Source organism: Sphaerisporangium sp. NPDC049457 (assembly GCF_055586705.1).
Window position 1 is genome coordinate 565,880 of the sequence record NZ_JBVJHR010000002.1, and the last position, 15,178, is coordinate 581,057.

At 72.5% G+C, this 15,178-nt stretch carries 11 protein-coding genes; 7 read left to right on the forward strand and 4 right to left on the reverse strand.

Annotation, left to right across the window (positions count from 1 at the left end; translation table 11 throughout):
• Positions 1-167 precede the first annotated feature (167 nt).
• Positions 168-2,540, forward strand: a complete 2,373-nt coding sequence (locus ACZ6QO_RS05775) for a xanthine dehydrogenase family protein molybdopterin-binding subunit (protein ID WP_465848008.1) — start codon at positions 168-170, stop codon at positions 2,538-2,540.
• 16 nt (positions 2,541-2,556) lie between these two features.
• On the opposite strand, the gene ACZ6QO_RS05780 is transcribed toward ACZ6QO_RS05775, so the two are convergent.
• Complete coding sequence (locus tag ACZ6QO_RS05780) at positions 2,557-3,681, reverse strand: zinc-dependent alcohol dehydrogenase family protein (protein ID WP_465848010.1); 1,125 nt, start codon at positions 3,679-3,681, stop codon at positions 2,557-2,559.
• 237 nt (positions 3,682-3,918) lie between these two features.
• Here ACZ6QO_RS05780 and ACZ6QO_RS05785 point away from each other — a divergent pair, with 237 nt between their 5' ends.
• Positions 3,919-5,943, forward strand: a complete 2,025-nt coding sequence (locus ACZ6QO_RS05785) for an ABC1 kinase family protein (RefSeq protein WP_465848012.1) — start codon at positions 3,919-3,921, stop codon at positions 5,941-5,943.
• A gap of 76 nt (positions 5,944-6,019) precedes the next feature.
• Here ACZ6QO_RS05785 and ACZ6QO_RS05790 read toward each other — a convergent pair whose 3' ends face one another.
• Positions 6,020-6,583: a hypothetical protein gene (locus ACZ6QO_RS05790; RefSeq protein ID WP_465848013.1), complete on the reverse strand. Its 564-nt coding sequence runs from the start codon at positions 6,581-6,583 to the stop codon at positions 6,020-6,022.
• The gene (locus tag ACZ6QO_RS05795; protein WP_465848014.1) at positions 6,583-6,822 is read right to left on the reverse strand and encodes a helix-turn-helix transcriptional regulator; all 240 of its coding nucleotides are present in this window, start codon (positions 6,820-6,822) and stop codon (positions 6,583-6,585) included. Before ACZ6QO_RS05795 ends, ACZ6QO_RS05790 begins: the two co-directional genes overlap by 1 nt.
• 226 nt (positions 6,823-7,048) lie before the next feature.
• Here ACZ6QO_RS05795 and ACZ6QO_RS05800 point away from each other — a divergent pair, with 226 nt between their 5' ends.
• Positions 7,049-7,591: a cysteine hydrolase family protein gene (locus ACZ6QO_RS05800; protein WP_465848016.1), complete on the forward strand. Its 543-nt coding sequence runs from the start codon at positions 7,049-7,051 to the stop codon at positions 7,589-7,591.
• A 115-nt stretch (positions 7,592-7,706) separates the two neighbouring features.
• Positions 7,707-9,359 (forward strand): catalase, encoded by a 1,653-nt coding sequence (locus ACZ6QO_RS05805; protein WP_465848017.1) that lies wholly within the window; start codon positions 7,707-7,709, stop codon positions 9,357-9,359.
• A gap of 87 nt (positions 9,360-9,446) precedes the next feature.
• Here ACZ6QO_RS05805 and ACZ6QO_RS05810 read toward each other — a convergent pair whose 3' ends face one another.
• Positions 9,447-10,148, reverse strand: coding sequence for a dienelactone hydrolase family protein (locus ACZ6QO_RS05810; RefSeq protein ID WP_465848018.1), 702 nt, complete (start codon positions 10,146-10,148; stop codon positions 9,447-9,449).
• 249 nt (positions 10,149-10,397) lie between these two features.
• Between ACZ6QO_RS05810 and ACZ6QO_RS05815 the strand changes: the two genes are divergently transcribed.
• From ACZ6QO_RS05815 to ACZ6QO_RS05825, 3 genes are all read left to right on the forward strand, one after another.
• On the forward strand, positions 10,398-11,444 hold the full coding sequence (locus tag ACZ6QO_RS05815; RefSeq protein WP_465848020.1) for a YihY/virulence factor BrkB family protein: 1,047 nt from the start codon (positions 10,398-10,400) through the stop codon (positions 11,442-11,444).
• A 9-nt stretch (positions 11,445-11,453) separates the two neighbouring features.
• Positions 11,454-11,870 carry a PH domain-containing protein gene (locus ACZ6QO_RS05820; RefSeq protein ID WP_465848021.1) on the forward strand — a complete coding sequence of 139 codons (417 nt, stop codon included), beginning with the start codon at positions 11,454-11,456 and terminating at the stop codon, positions 11,868-11,870.
• A gap of 265 nt (positions 11,871-12,135) precedes the next feature.
• Positions 12,136-14,808, forward strand: coding sequence for a glycoside hydrolase family 3 N-terminal domain-containing protein (locus tag ACZ6QO_RS05825; protein ID WP_465848022.1), 2,673 nt, complete (start codon positions 12,136-12,138; stop codon positions 14,806-14,808).
• Positions 14,809-15,178: the final 370 nt, after the last annotated feature.

Sequence of the window (15,178 nt, forward strand, 5' to 3'; positions counted from 1 at the left end):
AGCGTGCGGAGGCCCAGGGGTGTGCGCGGCGAGGCACGCGAAGGCTCACCGCGAGGTGGAGCAGGGGCTGTGCGGCCGATCACGCGCCTGGTGTGGACGGAATCTCGAACGCGGGAAAATCCACCTTGGTGCTTGGCGGTCCGGGCGGCGGCGCTCACAATCGGCGTATGTCCGATGGCAATCCGTACGTCGGTTCCCGCGTCCCCCGGCGAGAGGACGCCCGGCTGCTGAGAGGCGGCGGGCGGTTCGTCGGCAATGTGACCCTGCCCGGCATGGCGCACGCGGTGGTGGTCCGCAGTCCCATCGCGCACGGGCGGCTGGCGGGATGCGACGCCAAGGCCGTCCGGGCGGCCCCCGGGGTGCTGGACGTGATCACCCCCGCCGACGCGGGCGGGGTCCGCCTGCCGTGCGTGACGCTGGCGCCGGCCCAGCGACAGCTCTCCTACCCCGCGCTGGAGGAGGCGATCAGGTACGCGGGGCAGCCGCTCGCCGTCGTGGTCGCGCACTCGCTCGCCGCCGCGCAGGACGCCGCGGCCCTGCTGGAGCTGGACTTCGACGAGCTGCCCGCCGTCGTCGGCGTCGAAGGGGCCCTCGCCCCCGGGGCGCCGCTGCTCCACCCCGAGTGGGGGACGAACCTGCTCGCCGACTTCACGGTCGGCGACGACTGCGAGACGGCGATCGCGGGCGCCGACCACGTCGTCGAGATGGACTTCCGGCTCGGACGGGCCGCCCCGTACCCGATGGAGCCGCGCGGCGTGGTCGCCTCCTTCGCCGACGGGACGCTCACCCTGTGGACCTCCACCCAGGCGCCGCACCACGTGCGCGACCACGCCGCCGAGGCCCTCGGCCTGACCTTCGACCGGGTGCGGGCGATCGGCTGCGACGTGGGCGGGGGCTTCGGCGGCAAGGAGCACCTCTATCCCGACGAGGCGCTGATCTGCCTGGCGGCCTCCCGGCTCGGCCTGCCCGTCCGCTGGATCGAGCCCCGCGCCGACCACCTCGCCGCCACGCTGCCCGCGCGCGACGCCGTGCACCGCGCGCGGCTGGCGCTCGACGCGGACGGCCGGTTCATCGCGGTGCACTGCGACATCCTCGGCGATATCGGGGCACATCCCTCGAACGTCGGCATCTCGCCGATCGCGGTGGCGGCCGTCACGATCCCCGGGCCGTACCGCTTCGACAAGGCCGGCGTGCGGGTGCGCGCCGCCGTCACGACGACCACGCCCACCGGCTCCTACCGGGGGTTCGGGGAGCCCGAGGCCACCTGGACGCGCGAGCGGCTGGTCGACGAGGCGGCTCGGCGGCTCGGCGCCGACCCGGTCGAGCTGCGGCTGCGCAACCTGATCGGCCCGGGGGAGATGCCGTACACGACCCGTACGGGGCAGACCTACGACTCCGGCGACTACCCGCGCGCCCTTGAGGCGCTCCGCGAGCTGGTGCGCACCTCGCCGCCCTTACCGCCCTCCCCGCCTTCCCCGTCCTCCAGGTCCGGCGGCCACCGGGCCGAGGGCGGGGACGCCGACGGCGCAACGACCGCCGTGGACGGGCGCAGGCGCGGGGTCGGCTACTCCTTCCACGTGGAGACCAGCGGTCTCGGCCCGTCGATGGAGATGAAGGCCATGGGCGTCCAGGCGGGCGGGTACGAGACCTCGATCGTGCGCATGGAGCCCGACGCCTCGATCGTCGTGTGGTCGGGGGTGGCCGCGATCGGCCAGGGCATCGAGACCGCGCTCGCCCAGGTGGCCGCCGACCGGGTCGGGGTGTCCCTCGAACGCGTGCGGGTCGTGCTCGGCGACACCGCCACGGCGCCCTACTCGCCGATCGGGTCCATCGCGAGCCGGTCGCTGACGGTCGGCGGCGCGGCCCTCCGCGAGGCGTCCACCCGCCTGCACGACAAGATCGTCGCCATCGCCGCGCACCAGCTCGAAGTGTCGGCCGAGGACGTCGAGATCGCCGGCGACGCCGTCCGCGTGAAGGGCGATCCGTCGGAGGCCAGGACTCTCACCGAGATCGCCACCTCGGCCTGGCGGGGCTGGGACCTGCCCGAGGGGGTGACCTCGGGCCTTGAGGAGCGGGCGACCTACGACCCCGCCTCCTTCACCTTCGCGTACGGGGCGCACGCGGCCGCCGTCGCCGTGGACGTCGAGACCGGAGCCGTCGAGGTCGAGGGCTACTGGGTGGTCAACGACTCCGGCGTCGTGGTCAACCCGGCGATCGTGGAAGGTCAGATCTGCGGCGGCGTCGCCCAGGGCATCGGGATGGCGCTGACCGAGGAGGTCGCCTACGGGCCCGCCGGTCAGCCGTACGCCGACTACTTCCCGCCGACGGCCCGGGAGGTGCCCGACATCCGGACGCGGATGCTGGAGACACCGTCCCCGCACACCCCGGGCGGCATGAAGGGCGCCGGCGAGGCCGGGACGATCAGCCCGCCCGCCGCCATCGGCAACGCCGTCGCCGCCGCCGTCCCCGAGGCCGCCGCCCGTCTCACCGCGACTCCTCTCACCCCCATGGCCGTCTGGGAGGCTCTGCGGCTCCGCTGACGGCCGTCCGCGCGGGTCAGCGAGTGGGAACGATCATCGTCACGCCCGGCGCGCCCGCGGTGGCCATGGTGGCGAGGGCTTCAGGGACCTCGTCCAGGCCGATGGTGCGGGTGACGAGCGAGCCGGGGTCCAGCGCGCCGCCGGCGATCATCGCCAGCATCGCCGGGTACGCGTGCGCGGCCATGCCGTGACTGCCGAGGATCTCCAGCTCCAGCCCGATCACCCGGTCCATCGGGACGGCCGGGTGCCCCGCGGCCCGGGGGAGCAGGCCGACCTGGACATGCCGCCCCCGCCGCCGCAGGCTCTCGACGGCCGCGCCCAGGGTCGCCGCGCTGCCCAGGGCGTCGACCGTCAGATGGGCGCCGCCACCGGTGATTTCCAGGACCTGCCCGGAACCGTCCCCGCCGCCGCCCGTGTCGCCGCGGTCCGGCGAGGACACCTCGAGGGACGTCTTTGAGGATGCCTCCGGAGTCGGCGATCCGGTGTCCGGCAGGAGGACCGTCCGCGCGGCGCCGAGGCGGGTGGCCAGCTCAAGGGCGGCGGGGGAGATGTCGACGGCGACCACCCGGGCCCCGGACGCGGCGGCGATCATCACGGCCGACAGCCCGACGCCGCCGCACCCGTACACCGCCACCCACTCGCCGGCCGCGACCCGTCCCTGGGAGACGACCGCGCGGAAGGCGGTGGCGAAGCGGCAGCCGAGGCTCGCGGCGGTGGGGTAGGACATGTCGTCGGGCAGCCCGACGAGGTTGACGTCCGCGTCGCCGATGGCGACGTGCCCGGCGAACGACCCCCAGTGGGTGAAACCGGGCTGCGTCTGGTTCTCGCACACCTGCTGGTCGCCCGCCGCGCAGGCGGGGCAGCGTCCGCACGCGCACACGAACGGCGTGGTCACCCGGTCGCCGGGACGCCACCTGCGCACGTCGTCGCCGACCGCCTCGACGACGCCCGCCAGCTCATGCCCCGGCACATGCGGAAAAGTCCGGATATCGGGGTCGTGGCCCATCCAGCCGTGCCAGTCGCTCCGGCACAGCCCGGTCGCCTCCACCCGGATCACCGCGCCGCCGCGCCCCGGCGCCGGATCGGCGACCTCGCGCACCTGCGGCCGTTCGCCGAACCCGTCATACTGCACAGCGCGCACCGGCCGGCCCCCATCTCGCTCCCCGTTCAGCGGACCCCGGCCGGGACGTCCCCCGCCGCCGGCATCCCGGACACGACCGATTGTGCCGCCCGCCCGAGGCCGCTGGACCGGCTGGGCCGAGGGTGACGGGCGAACCGGGAAATCCCATCAAAACCCGTTAAAGCCCACGATAGTGTCGGCCCGGCCGCCGTGCGCGCCGCCACGGGCCGGCGACGAGGGACCTTGCGGAGGCCGTCTGTGGATCTGGGGATCGTGATCGTCATCGCCGTCGCCGTGCTGGTGATGATCACCGGTTTCGCCGTGGCGGCGCGGCGCCTGCTCGACCTGCGGTTCGGGGTGCTCCGCGCCTTCCTGGCCGGTGGGCTGGCCTTCCTGCTGGCCGGTCCGATAGCACGGGCGCTGGCGGCGTCGGTCTCACCGCAGGACTCCAGTCTCGCCCCGCTGTGGTTCCTGATCCTCGCCGGGGGCTGCGCGTTGCTCGCGGCGATGGTGTTCCTCGCGGTGGCGGAGGCCCTCGTGCCCACGGGGTCGCTGCCCGGCCCGGTCGAGCTGGCGCGTTCGCTGCGCGGCAGGGCCGTCAGGTCCCGCCGGTACTTCGCCATCGTCCGCGTCCTCGCCCGCCACGGCCTCGGCCCGTACCTGCGCGGGCGCCGCCCGGACGCCGGCGGCGCCGGAGGGCGGGCGCGGCTCGCCCGGTCGCTGCGCCGGGCCCTGGACGAGGCGGGCGTCACCTTCGTCAAGCTCGGCCAGATCCTGTCCACCCGTCCCGACCTCCTGCCCGCCGAGTTCATCGACGAGCTGGCGCTGCTGCGCGATCGGGCGGCGCCCGCGCCGTGGGAGGACGTCGAGAAGGTGCTGGCCGACGAACTGCCCGGGCCGGTGGGGGAGGTGTTCGCCGAGTTCGACCGCCGGCCGCTCGCCTCGGCGTCGATCGCGCAGGTGTACGCGGCGCGGCTGCGCTCGGGGGACAGGGTGGTGGTGAAGGTCCAGCGCCCCGGCGTCGCCGACGTGGTCGAGCGCGACCTGGACATCGTGGCGCGGCTGGCCCGCTCGCTGGAGACGCGGACGCGGTGGGGGCGCGCCATCGGCGTCCGCGACCTCGCCCGCGGGTTCGCCGAGGCCCTGCGCGAGGAGCTGGACTTCCGCGTCGAGGCCGCCAACATGGCCGCCGTCGCCGCGGCCTCCCGTGGTCAGGCGGTGCACATCCCGGGCCCGCACCTGCCGCTGTCCGGCCGGCGGGTCCTGGTGATGGAACGCCTGGACGGCGTGCCGCTGGACGGCGTGCCGGCGGACGGCGGGTCGCTCGGTGGCGCGCCTTCAGCGGACGCGTCGCCGGACGCGTCGCCGGGCGCGCCCGCTCCGGCGCGGGCGCCGGACCCGGCCGTGCTGGCCCGCACGCTGTTCGGCACGCTCCTGCGGCAGATCATGGTCGACGGCGTCTTCCACGCCGACCCGCACCCCGGCAACATCATGCTGCTCGGCGACGGCCGCCTCGGACTGCTGGACTTCGGCTCCGTCGGACGACTGGACGGCTCGCTGCGCGCCTCGCTCCAGCGGCTGCTGCTGGCGATGGACCGCGGCGACCCGCTCGGCGTGGCGGACGCGCTGCTGGAGGTCGTCCCACGGCCCGACGAGATCGACGAGCAGGGGCTGGAGCGCGAGCTGGGCCGGTTCATGGCCCGGCACATGAGCGGCACGGGTCCGGCGGCCGGCACGCGGATGTTCACCGACCTGTTCGGCATCGTCTCCGGGCACGGCCTGTCCGTCCCGCCGGAGGTGGCGGCGGTGTTCCGCACGCTCGCGACCGTCGAGGGGACGCTCACCTCGCTCGCGCCCGGCTTCGACCTGGTGGCGGAGGCGCGCGCGTTCGCCACCCGCCACTTCGCCGAGCGGCGCGACCCCGAGGCGATCCGCCGCGCCGTCACCGACGAGGCCACCGCCCTGCTGCCGATGCTGCGCCGCCTGCCGCGCCGGCTGGAGCGCATCGCCGGCGCCGCCGAGCACGGGCGCCTCAACGTGAACGTGCGGCTGTTCGCGGACGAACGCGACCGCAGGCACGTCACCGGCATGTTGCACCAGGTGCTGCTGACGGTGCTGGCCGCCACCACAGGAATCATGGCCGTGCTCCTGCTCGGCGTCGAGACCGGGCCGAAGGTCACCGACCAGGTGACGCTCTATCAGCTGTTCGCCTACAACCTGCTGGTGGTGGCCGCCATCCTGGCGCTGCGCGTCCTGGTGGTCATCTTCCGCCGGGACTCCTGACCGGCGCCGGGCCCCGCTCGGCGACACGTGATCGATCGCGGCTTACCCCGGCCGCCGTGGGGCAGGGAGCCAGTGATCAGGCCGGCGTGCCGTTCCTGCTGGAACCGACCGCGAGCTCGCCCTCGTCCTCATCGGGCAGCGGGTCTGGGAGGCGCCACCCTGCGATCAGGTGCGGCAGGATCAAATGGGTGGTGAACAGCCCGAAGAAGTAGAGATAGAGCGCCGTGGAGGGCAGCCGCATGAAGAGGTCGTCGTCCGGCAGGTTGAGAAGCAGGGCGAGGCTCAGCCCGAGCATCCACGCCGTGGCGCGATGGGCGAGCGCCCGCACCCGCCGGCGCTCCGCGAGCTGGCGTTCGTCCAGCTTGTCCTCGGCCAGGCCCACCGCGCCGCCGGAGGCGACCAGCAGCACCGCGAAAGCCCACGCGTAGATCATCAGGCCGAGGGCCGAGAGGGCGAACGTCGTCCACATCGCGGTGGCGCTCGGGGCGGTGAACCAGCAGACCACCGCGCTGACGTACAGCGTCCCGACCGCCACGGCGCCCAGGACGACGGCGGTCCGGCGCCCTCTGCGGGTGCCGTACCAGAAGACGGGGATGCCGCGCCGGGCCTCTCTGATGTGCGACTCGTCCAGCCTGCTCATCACTTCACCACCTCACTGCCCAGCCGGGGGAACGGCTTGAGCGAGAAAACGATCTCCATCGGTACGTCGAAGTACTCGGCGATGCGCAGCGCCAGGTGCAGGCTCGGGCTGTACTCGCCGCGCTCCAGGTAGCCGACGGTCTGGTAGTGGACGCCGAGGGCGGCGGCCAGGTCTTTGCGCGAGACCCCGCGCTCGGCCCGCAACATCGAGATGCGGTTGTAGACCTCTTCACCGGACATCGCGGTGATCTTCCCGCCGTGCGGCCCCGCCGCGCGGCGACCGGTGTTCGGGAGGCCGGCTCGTTCCGCGCGAGTCCATGCCCATGACTGGAGTACTCATGGCATGGAATGTAGTACAACTACTACATCATGTCTAGAAGGTGTGTACATTCGTCACTGTTCTTCGTCGTCGCATGAGGAGCGTCTTGCTTGTGACCGGCCGCCGTCCCTGGGCATGCAGGTAAGCATGGGTACCACCGCGCTGCTTGTGATCGACATGCTCAGTCCGTACGCGCACCAGGACGTCGACCTGCTGGAGGTCGCCGCCGAGCAGGTCGTGCCGCCGCTGGCCGCGCTGGTCCGGCGGGCGCACGCGAACCGGGACGTCGAGCTGATCTACGTGAACGACAACCACGGCGACTTCACCGCCTCCAGGGGGGAGATCGAGGACCGCGCCCGCAAGGGAAGGCGGCCCGACCTGGTGGAGCCGCTGCTGCCGCCGCCCGACTGCGCCTTCCTCCCCAAGGTGCGGCACAGCGCGTTCTTCGGGACCTCGCTGGAGTACCTGCTCCAGCAGCAGGAGGTCGAGACGGTGGTCCTGACCGGGCAGGTCACCGAGCAGTGCATCCTCTACACGGCGCTGGACGCCTACGTGCGGCACTACTCGATCAAGATCCCGCGCGACTGCGTGGCGCACATCCACGCCGACCTCGCCGACGCGGCCATCCGGATGATGGAGCGCAACATGCGCGCGGAGATCACCACCGCGGACGCCTGCCTGGACGGGTGAGCACGCCGCGAGCGGCGTCCCTTCCACCGCGGACATTTGACCAGAGAAGGAGCTTTACTTTGGCCGGAACCGGATATGGAGGGACGACCGACCGCCACAGGAGGGAGCCGTCGTCATGACGGACGTGTCGAGCAAGGGTCCCCAGCCGGGCGACGAGCGCCCGGTGCTGACCAACCGGCAAGGCCACCCTGTCCATGACAACCAGAACCAGCGGACGGTCGGCGCGCGGGGCCCGGCCACGCTGGAGAACTACCAGTTCCTCGAGAAGATCAGCCACTTCGACCGCGAACGCATCCCGGAACGCGTCGTGCACGCGCGCGGCGTCACCGCGTACGGCTACTTCGAGGCGACCGGCTACCTCGGGGACGAGCCGATCAGCCGGTACACCCGCGCCGTCCCGTTCAGCGAGCCGGGCAAGCGGACCGACCTCGCCGTGCGGTTCTCCACCGTCATCGGCGGACGCGACTCCTCCGAAGCGGCCCGCGACCCGCGCGGCTTCGCGGTGAAGTTCTACACCGAGCACGGCAACTGGGACCTGGTGGGCAACAACCTGGCGGTGTTCTTCATCAGGGACGCCATCAAGTTCCCCGACGTGATCCACGCGCTCAAGCCGGACCCCGTGACGTTCCGGCAGGAGCCCAGGCGCATCTTCGACTTCATGTCGCAGACGCCCGAGTGCATGCACATGCTCGTCAACCTGTTCAGCCCGCGCGGCATCCCGTCCGACTACCGTCACATGCAGGGATTCGGCGTCAACACCTACAAGTGGGTGAACCAGCGCGGCGAGACCCACCTGGTGAAGTACCACTGGATGCCCAAGCAGGGCGTCAGGAGCATGACGGCGGCGGACGCGGCGGTCATGCAGGGACGCGATCCGGGGCACGCCACCAAGGACCTGCAGGACGCCATCGACCGCGGCGAGTACCCCGAGTGGGAGCTGCTGGTGCAGATCATGAGCGATGACGAGCACCCGGAGCTGGAGTTCGACCCGCTCGACGACACCAAGGTGTGGCCGGAGGAGCGGTTCCCCGCCATGCCGGTCGGGCGGATGGTGCTCGACGCCAACGTCGCCAACTTCTTCGCCGAGAACGAGCAGATCTCGTTCGGCACGGGCGTGCTGATCGACGGGCTCGACTTCTCCGACGACAAGATGCTCGTCGGCCGCACGTTCTCCTACAGCGACACGCAGCGCTACCGGGTGGGGCCGAACTACCTGCAGCTGCCGGTGAACCAGGCGAAGAACGCCCAGGTGCGCACCAATCAGCGCGACGGCTTGATGACCTACCACGTCGACGGCCAGGGCGAGAACCCGCACGTGAACTACGAGCCCTCGATCACCGGCGGGCTCCGCGAGGCGGAGTATCCGACGCACGACGAGCAGGGGCCGGTCATCAGCGGGCGGCTCACGCGCAAGCGCATCCCGCGGACGAACGACTACGAGCAGGCGGGGCAGCGCTACCTGCTCATGGAGCAGTGGGAGCGCGACGACCTGGTGCTGAACTTCACCACCCTGCTGGCGCAGTGCGACCGGCCGGTCCAGGAGCGGATGGTCTGGCACCTGCTCCTGGTGGAGGACGATCTCGGGCTGCGCGTGGGCGCAGGTCTCGGCATCGGTCCTGAGGACGTCGCGCATCTGGAGCCGCTGGCGAGCCAGGACCTGACCGACGAGGACCGCGATCGCCTGTCCAAGCTGGGCAAGAACGGCCCGCGGGACGTGACGGGCCGGAAGATGACCCACTGCGTGCCCAACGAGCGGTTCGTCCCTTAGCGGGTCGTCCGCCGCGGACGGCCGCCCCGGCGAGGGAGGCCCGCGGCGGCCGGTCTGTCGCGACCGGCCGCCGGGGCCGGCCGGGGGTCACCGGACGGGCAGGTGGCGGGCCAGGAAGCCGGAGGCCAGCCGCCAGGCCGTCTCGGCGGCCTCCGCGTTGTGGAACAGGCCCGCGGGATTGTGGAACGCGTGGCCGGCCGCCTCCTGCACGTGCACCTCCATCAGCGGCCGCCCGGCGGCGGCCCGCTCCACGTCGGCCACCTTGTCGCGCGGGATGTAGGGGTCCTGGCCGCCGAAGTGGAACTGGACGGGCGCCTCGATGCGGTCGATCAGCTCCAGGGTGTCGGGCACCGTGGAACCGTAGAACGAGACGACCGCGGTCGGCCGGGTGCGCGCGGCGAGGGCGTACACCATGGAGCCACCGAAGCAGAACCCGATGAGCCCGAGGTCGCCGTCGACCTCCGGCAGCCCCGACAGCGTCCCGAGGGCCGCCTCGGCGTCGGCCAGCCCGGTCTCGAAGTCGAACCGGCCGGCCATCTCGATCGACGCGGCCAGGCCCTCCTCGTCGTGCTCGGGCGCCCAGTTGCGCTGGAGCCGCCAGAACAGGTCGGGCGCGCCGACCACGTACCCCAGCCCGGCCAGGTCCTCGGCCACCTGGCGGATGTAGGACCCGACGCCGAAGATCTCCTGGATCAGCAGCAGGCCGGGACCGCCGCCCGCCTCCGGGACCCACACGTCCATGTCGAACCCGCCGCCGGCGACGGTGACGGTCTCCCGGCGCTGCTGCATGCTTCCTCCAACGGTCGCGGGCCGGTCACCGACGGGGGACCGGCGTGGGTCGAAGATTCAGGAGACGACCCTAGTGCGCGTCCACCGGCCCTCGCCGGGGTCCGTCGCCGGAGAGTTCCCGTGGTGCGAAGCGCGGCCGGCGGGCGGGGTTTGCCGCGCCGGGCGCCGGGCAGCCGCGACCGCAGAGGGAAGGGCGGGGCGGCCGCGGAAGGCCCCGATGCGGAACCCGATGCGGGAATGGTGCGCGAGATGACTGATCAGTACGCCGGACGCCGGGACGTCCACCGGTCCGCCGGGCGCGGGGGTGAGGGCGGGGACGCGCCGGCCGGCCCGCTGGACCTGTCCGGCCGGTCGTGGTGGGCGGTGCTCAAGCGCACCGTCCAAGAGTTCCAGCAGGACAAGGTCACCGACTGGGCCGCCGCCCTCACCTACTACGCCGTCCTGTCGATGTTCCCCGCGCTGCTGGCCGCCGTCTCGCTGCTCGGCCTGTTCGGCCGCAAGGCCGTCCAGCCGCTCATCGACAACCTCGGCGCCATCGCCCCCGGCCCCGCCCGCGAGATTTTCCGCAGCGTGCTGAACGCCCTGCAGGGCAGCCCCCGGGCGGCCGGGATCACCACCGCGATCGGCATCGGCGTCGCGCTCTGGTCGGCCTCCGGGTACGTCGCGGCCTTCATGCGGGCGGCGAACGTCATGTACGAGATGCCGGAGGGCCGGCCCATCTGGAAGACGTTGCCGCTGCGGCTCGGCATCACCGCCGTCCTGGTCGTCCTCATGGCGGCCGGCGCCGTGGCCGTCGTGTTCACCGGCGGCCTCGCCGACCAGGCGGGGAAGGTGCTCGGCGTCGGCGACACCGCGCTGACCGTCTGGAGCGTCGCCAAGTGGCCGGTGCTGGTGATCGCGGTCACCGCCGTCCTGGCCCTGCTCTACTGGGCGGCGCCCAACGTCGAGCAGCCCGGCTTCCGCTGGGTGACCCCCGGCAGCCTGCTGGCGGTCTTCCTGTGGATCGTCTCCTCCCTCGCCTTCGGGTTCTACGTGGCCAACTTCTCCTCCTACAGCAAGACCTACGCGGCGCTGGCCGGGGTCATCGTCTTCCTCGTCTGGCTGTGGATCACCAACATCGCCGTGCTGCTGGGAGTGGAGTTCGACGCCGAGTTGGCCAGGGGCCGCGCCATCGCCGCCGGCCACCCCGCCGACCTGGAGCCCTACATGGAACCCCGTGACACGAGGAAGATGGACGACGAGGTGGAGATCGGCTCGGAACGGGAGGGCGGCGGGCCCTCCGGCGGCGGGCGGTAGCGTTCGGGTATGACCGCTTCACCCCGGCAGTGGCGGGTCCGGCGCGAGTTCACGCTCCTCAAGGGAGCCGCCGCGGCCGCCTTCGCCGTCACCGCGTTCGCCGTGTCGGGTGACACGCGCGGCATGCTGCTGTGCGCGGCGGCCGCCGTGATGCTGGCCGGGTTCGCCCTGCGCGACGTCCTGGCCCCGGTGCGGCTGGCCGCCGACGAGGGCGGCCTCACGATGGTGTCCGGGCTCGCCCGGCGCGAGCGGGTGCCCTGGCCGCTCGTCGCGCACATCCGGGTCGCCGCCAACGCCCGGTACGGGCTGCGCTGGGACATGCTGGAGATCGAGACCGCCGACAGCCTGCACCTGTTCTCCTCGCACGAACTCGGCACCTCCTGCGTGGAGGCCGCCGAGGAGCTGTTCCGGCTCAGGCGGGGCTGAGCGGCCGCGAACCGCCGAGAAAGCGCTCTCTCAGCGGTCGCCCCGCCCGTGGCGGCGCCCCTCCGGAGCAGGGCCGGAACCCTCTTGATCATGCCCGCTGGCCGAGGCGATGACGTCCCATCACAGGCGTGGCGGCATGCCACACGGTCCTCAGAGAGCGCTCTATCACACCCTTGACTCGGCGCTCTCACATGGTCAGTATCCGAGAGTGCGGCTGCGGGCGGAGCCGTGCACGCCCGCGCAGTGCGACGAGAACGGACCTCCCATGACCAGACCCCCTGTCAGATCAAGGGCCCGCCACGGCGCCACGGCGCTGCTGGCGGGCCTCGCGCTCCTCGCCGGCGGCGTCGCCGGGACGCCGTCCGCCGGCGCGGACAGCGCCGACGGCGCCAGAGGCGCCAGGCAGCCGGTGATCGGCAAGCCCGCGATGGAGCACGGCTGCGCCCGCATCGAGAAGACCCTGCCGACGCTCGCCGACTGGCCCAAGGTCACCAGCCCGATCAAGAAGAACCCGGCCGACGAGCGGCGCATCGCGAAGATCGTCTCGGGCATGACGCTCGCCGAGAAGGTCGGGCAGATCACCCAGCCCGAGATCTCCGCGATCACCCCGGCCGAGGTCGGCCAGTACTTCATCGGCTCGGTGCTCAACGGCGGCGGCTCCTGGCCCGGCCACGACAAGTACGCTCCGCGCACGTCGTGGCTCGACCTCGCCGACGCGTACTGGCAGGCGTCGGTCTCCACCAGGACCAAGATCCCCGTCATCTGGGGCATCGACGCCGTCCACGGCAACAACAACGTGTACGGCGCCACGCTCTTCCCGCACAACATCGGCCTCGGCGCCGCGCACGACCCCTGCCTGATCCGCGACATCGGCGCGGCCACGGCGCAGCAGATCCGCGCCACCGGGCAGGACTGGGCGTTCGCCCCCACTGTCGCCGTCGTTCGCGACGACCGGTGGGGCCGCACCTACGAGGGCTACTCCGAGGACCCGCGCATCACCCGCGCCTACGGCTACGAGGCCGTCCGCGGCCTGCAGGGCGACCACCCCCGCGGCGTCGGCGACAAGGGCGTCATCGCCACCGCAAAGCACTTCATCGGCGACGGCGGCACCATCAAGGGCACCGACCAGGGCGTCAACCCGTCCTCCGAGGCCGAGATGATCAACATGCACGCCCAGGGCTACTACGGCGCGCTCGCCGCGGGGGCGCAGACCGTGATGGCCTCGTTCAACAGCTGGACGAACGCCGACCTCGGCATCAACGAGGGGAAGGTGACCGGCAGCAAGCTCGCCCTCACCGACATCCTCAAGCGGAAGATGGGCTTCGACGGCGTCGTCGTCTCCGACTGGAACGCCCACGGCCAGGTCGCCGGCTGCACCAACGCGAGCTGCGCCCGCGCCATCAACGCCGGCATCGACGTCGTGATGGTGACCAACGACTGGAAGGCGTTCATCGCCAACACCATCGCCCAGGTCCAGAGCGGCGAGATCCCGATGGCGCGCATCGACGACGCGGTGACCCGCATCCTGCGCGTCAAGCTGCGCGCCGGGGTGTTCAGCGCGCCCAAGCCCTCGGCGCGCGTCTTCGCCCGTTCGGACGGCGCGCTCCAGGCCAGGGCGCTCGCCCGCAAGGCCGTCCGCGAGTCGCAGGTGCTGCTCAAGAACAACGGCAAGGTGCTGCCGCTCGCGCCCAGGTCCAAGGTGCTGGTCGTCGGCAAGAGCGCCGACAGCCTGCCGAACCAGTCCGGCGGCTGGAGCGTGACCTGGCAGGGCACCGGCAACACCAACGCCGACTTCCCGAACGGCACCACCATCCTCGGCGGCCTGCGCGAGGTGCTGGGCGCGGCCAACGTCACCTTCAGCGAGACCGCCGACGGCGTCGACCCCTCGGCGTACGACGCGGTCATCGCCGTCATCGGCGAGACGCCGTACGCCGAAGGCGTCGGCGACCTCGGCCGCCGCACGCTGGAGGCGGCCCGGCTCTACCCCGGCGACCTCGCCGTCCTGGACAAGGTGCACGGCAAGGGCGCCCCGGTCGTCACCGTGTACGTCACCGGCCGCCCGCTGTACGTCAACAAGGAGCTCAACCGCTCCGAGGCGTTCGTCGTGGCCTGGCTGCCCGGCACCGAGGGCGGAGGCGTCGCCGACCAGCTCGTGCGCACCTCGCACGGGAGCAAGGGGTACACCGGCAGGCTGTCCTACTCGTGGCCGAAGGAGCCCTGCCAGACCCCGCTCAACGTGGGCGACGAGGGCTACGATCCGCTCTTTCCGCCCGGCTACGGCCTGCGCCATGGGCAGACCGGCTCGGTCGGGACTCTCGACGAGCCCACGCACGACGCCGCGTGCGGCTCGACCAGCGGCGGCGGTGGGACCGCCACCGAGGACCTGCTGGTGTTCGACAGGACGGACATCGCCCCGTACAAGAGCCTGATCGGCTCGGCGGAGAACTGGGGCGGCACCCAGATCGGCCCCGACGGCGAGGCCGCCCACACCGAGATCAACGTGGTGCCCACCGACGTCAACGTGCAGCAGGACGGCCTCAAGGCCACCTGGACCGGCGCCGGTCCCGCGCAGCTCTACATGCAGGACCCGGCGGGCGTCGCCGACCTGCGCGGCTACCTCAACGCGGACGCCGCCCTCGAGTTCGACACCATCGTCCACCAGCCGCCGGTCAACCGCACCGTGGTGAGCGTCCACTGCGTGTATCCCTGCATCTCCGAGGTGGTGGCGACCTCGCTGTTCCAGAACCTCCCGGTCGGAAGCAAGGCCACCGTCAAGATCCCGGTGTCCTGCTTCGCGCCGGCCCTGGACTTCGAGAACGTCAACACCCCGTTCCTCGTCTACACCGACGCGGCCTTCTCGGCGTCGTTCGCCAACGTCCGCTGGGTCCCCGGCGGCGCGAAGGATCCCGACGCCCGCAAATGCGGCGACCTGACATAGCGGAGCCGCTCACGACCGCCATGGACCGACGGGTACAGGCGGTCCGGCGCGCAGGCCGCGGGAAGGCGCCCCCTTCCCGCGGCCTCGTCGTGTCCCCGGCCCGGACCCGTGGAAGGCGCGGGCCGGACTCGCCGTCCGCGGACGGCAGTGCCCGACGGCCGACGGTGGTCCCGGTGTACCGATGGCCCGGCGGTGGTGCGCGGCGCGCCGGCGGCCGATGATGGTCCCGGCGCGCCGGCGGCGCGATGGTGGTCCCGGTGTGCCGGCGGTCCGACGGTGGTGCCCGGTGCGCCGACGGTCGAGTCGACAGGCTGTAAGCAACAGGGTTCGACATGTCCCTTCCGGCGGGCGACATCTCGGCGTAACACTG

Excerpts from the sequence above, each read along its gene's own strand:
- ACZ6QO_RS05775 (WP_465848008.1), top strand. The coding sequence starts at position 168 with ATGTCCGATGGCAATCCGTACGTCGGTTCCCGCGTCCCCCGGCGAGAG.
- ACZ6QO_RS05790 (WP_465848013.1), bottom strand. The coding sequence starts at position 6,583 with ATGAGCAGGCTGGACGAGTCGCACATCAGAGAGGCCCGGCGCGGCATC.
- ACZ6QO_RS05795 (WP_465848014.1), bottom strand. The coding sequence starts at position 6,822 with ATGTCCGGTGAAGAGGTCTACAACCGCATCTCGATGTTGCGGGCCGAG.
- ACZ6QO_RS05800 (WP_465848016.1), top strand. The coding sequence starts at position 7,049 with ATGGGTACCACCGCGCTGCTTGTGATCGACATGCTCAGTCCGTACGCG.
- ACZ6QO_RS05805 (WP_465848017.1), top strand. The coding sequence starts at position 7,707 with ATGACGGACGTGTCGAGCAAGGGTCCCCAGCCGGGCGACGAGCGCCCG.
- ACZ6QO_RS05810 (WP_465848018.1), bottom strand. The coding sequence starts at position 10,148 with ATGCAGCAGCGCCGGGAGACCGTCACCGTCGCCGGCGGCGGGTTCGAC.
- ACZ6QO_RS05815 (WP_465848020.1), top strand. The coding sequence starts at position 10,398 with ATGACTGATCAGTACGCCGGACGCCGGGACGTCCACCGGTCCGCCGGG.
- ACZ6QO_RS05820 (WP_465848021.1), top strand. The coding sequence starts at position 11,454 with ATGACCGCTTCACCCCGGCAGTGGCGGGTCCGGCGCGAGTTCACGCTC.
- ACZ6QO_RS05825 (WP_465848022.1), top strand. The coding sequence starts at position 12,136 with ATGACCAGACCCCCTGTCAGATCAAGGGCCCGCCACGGCGCCACGGCG.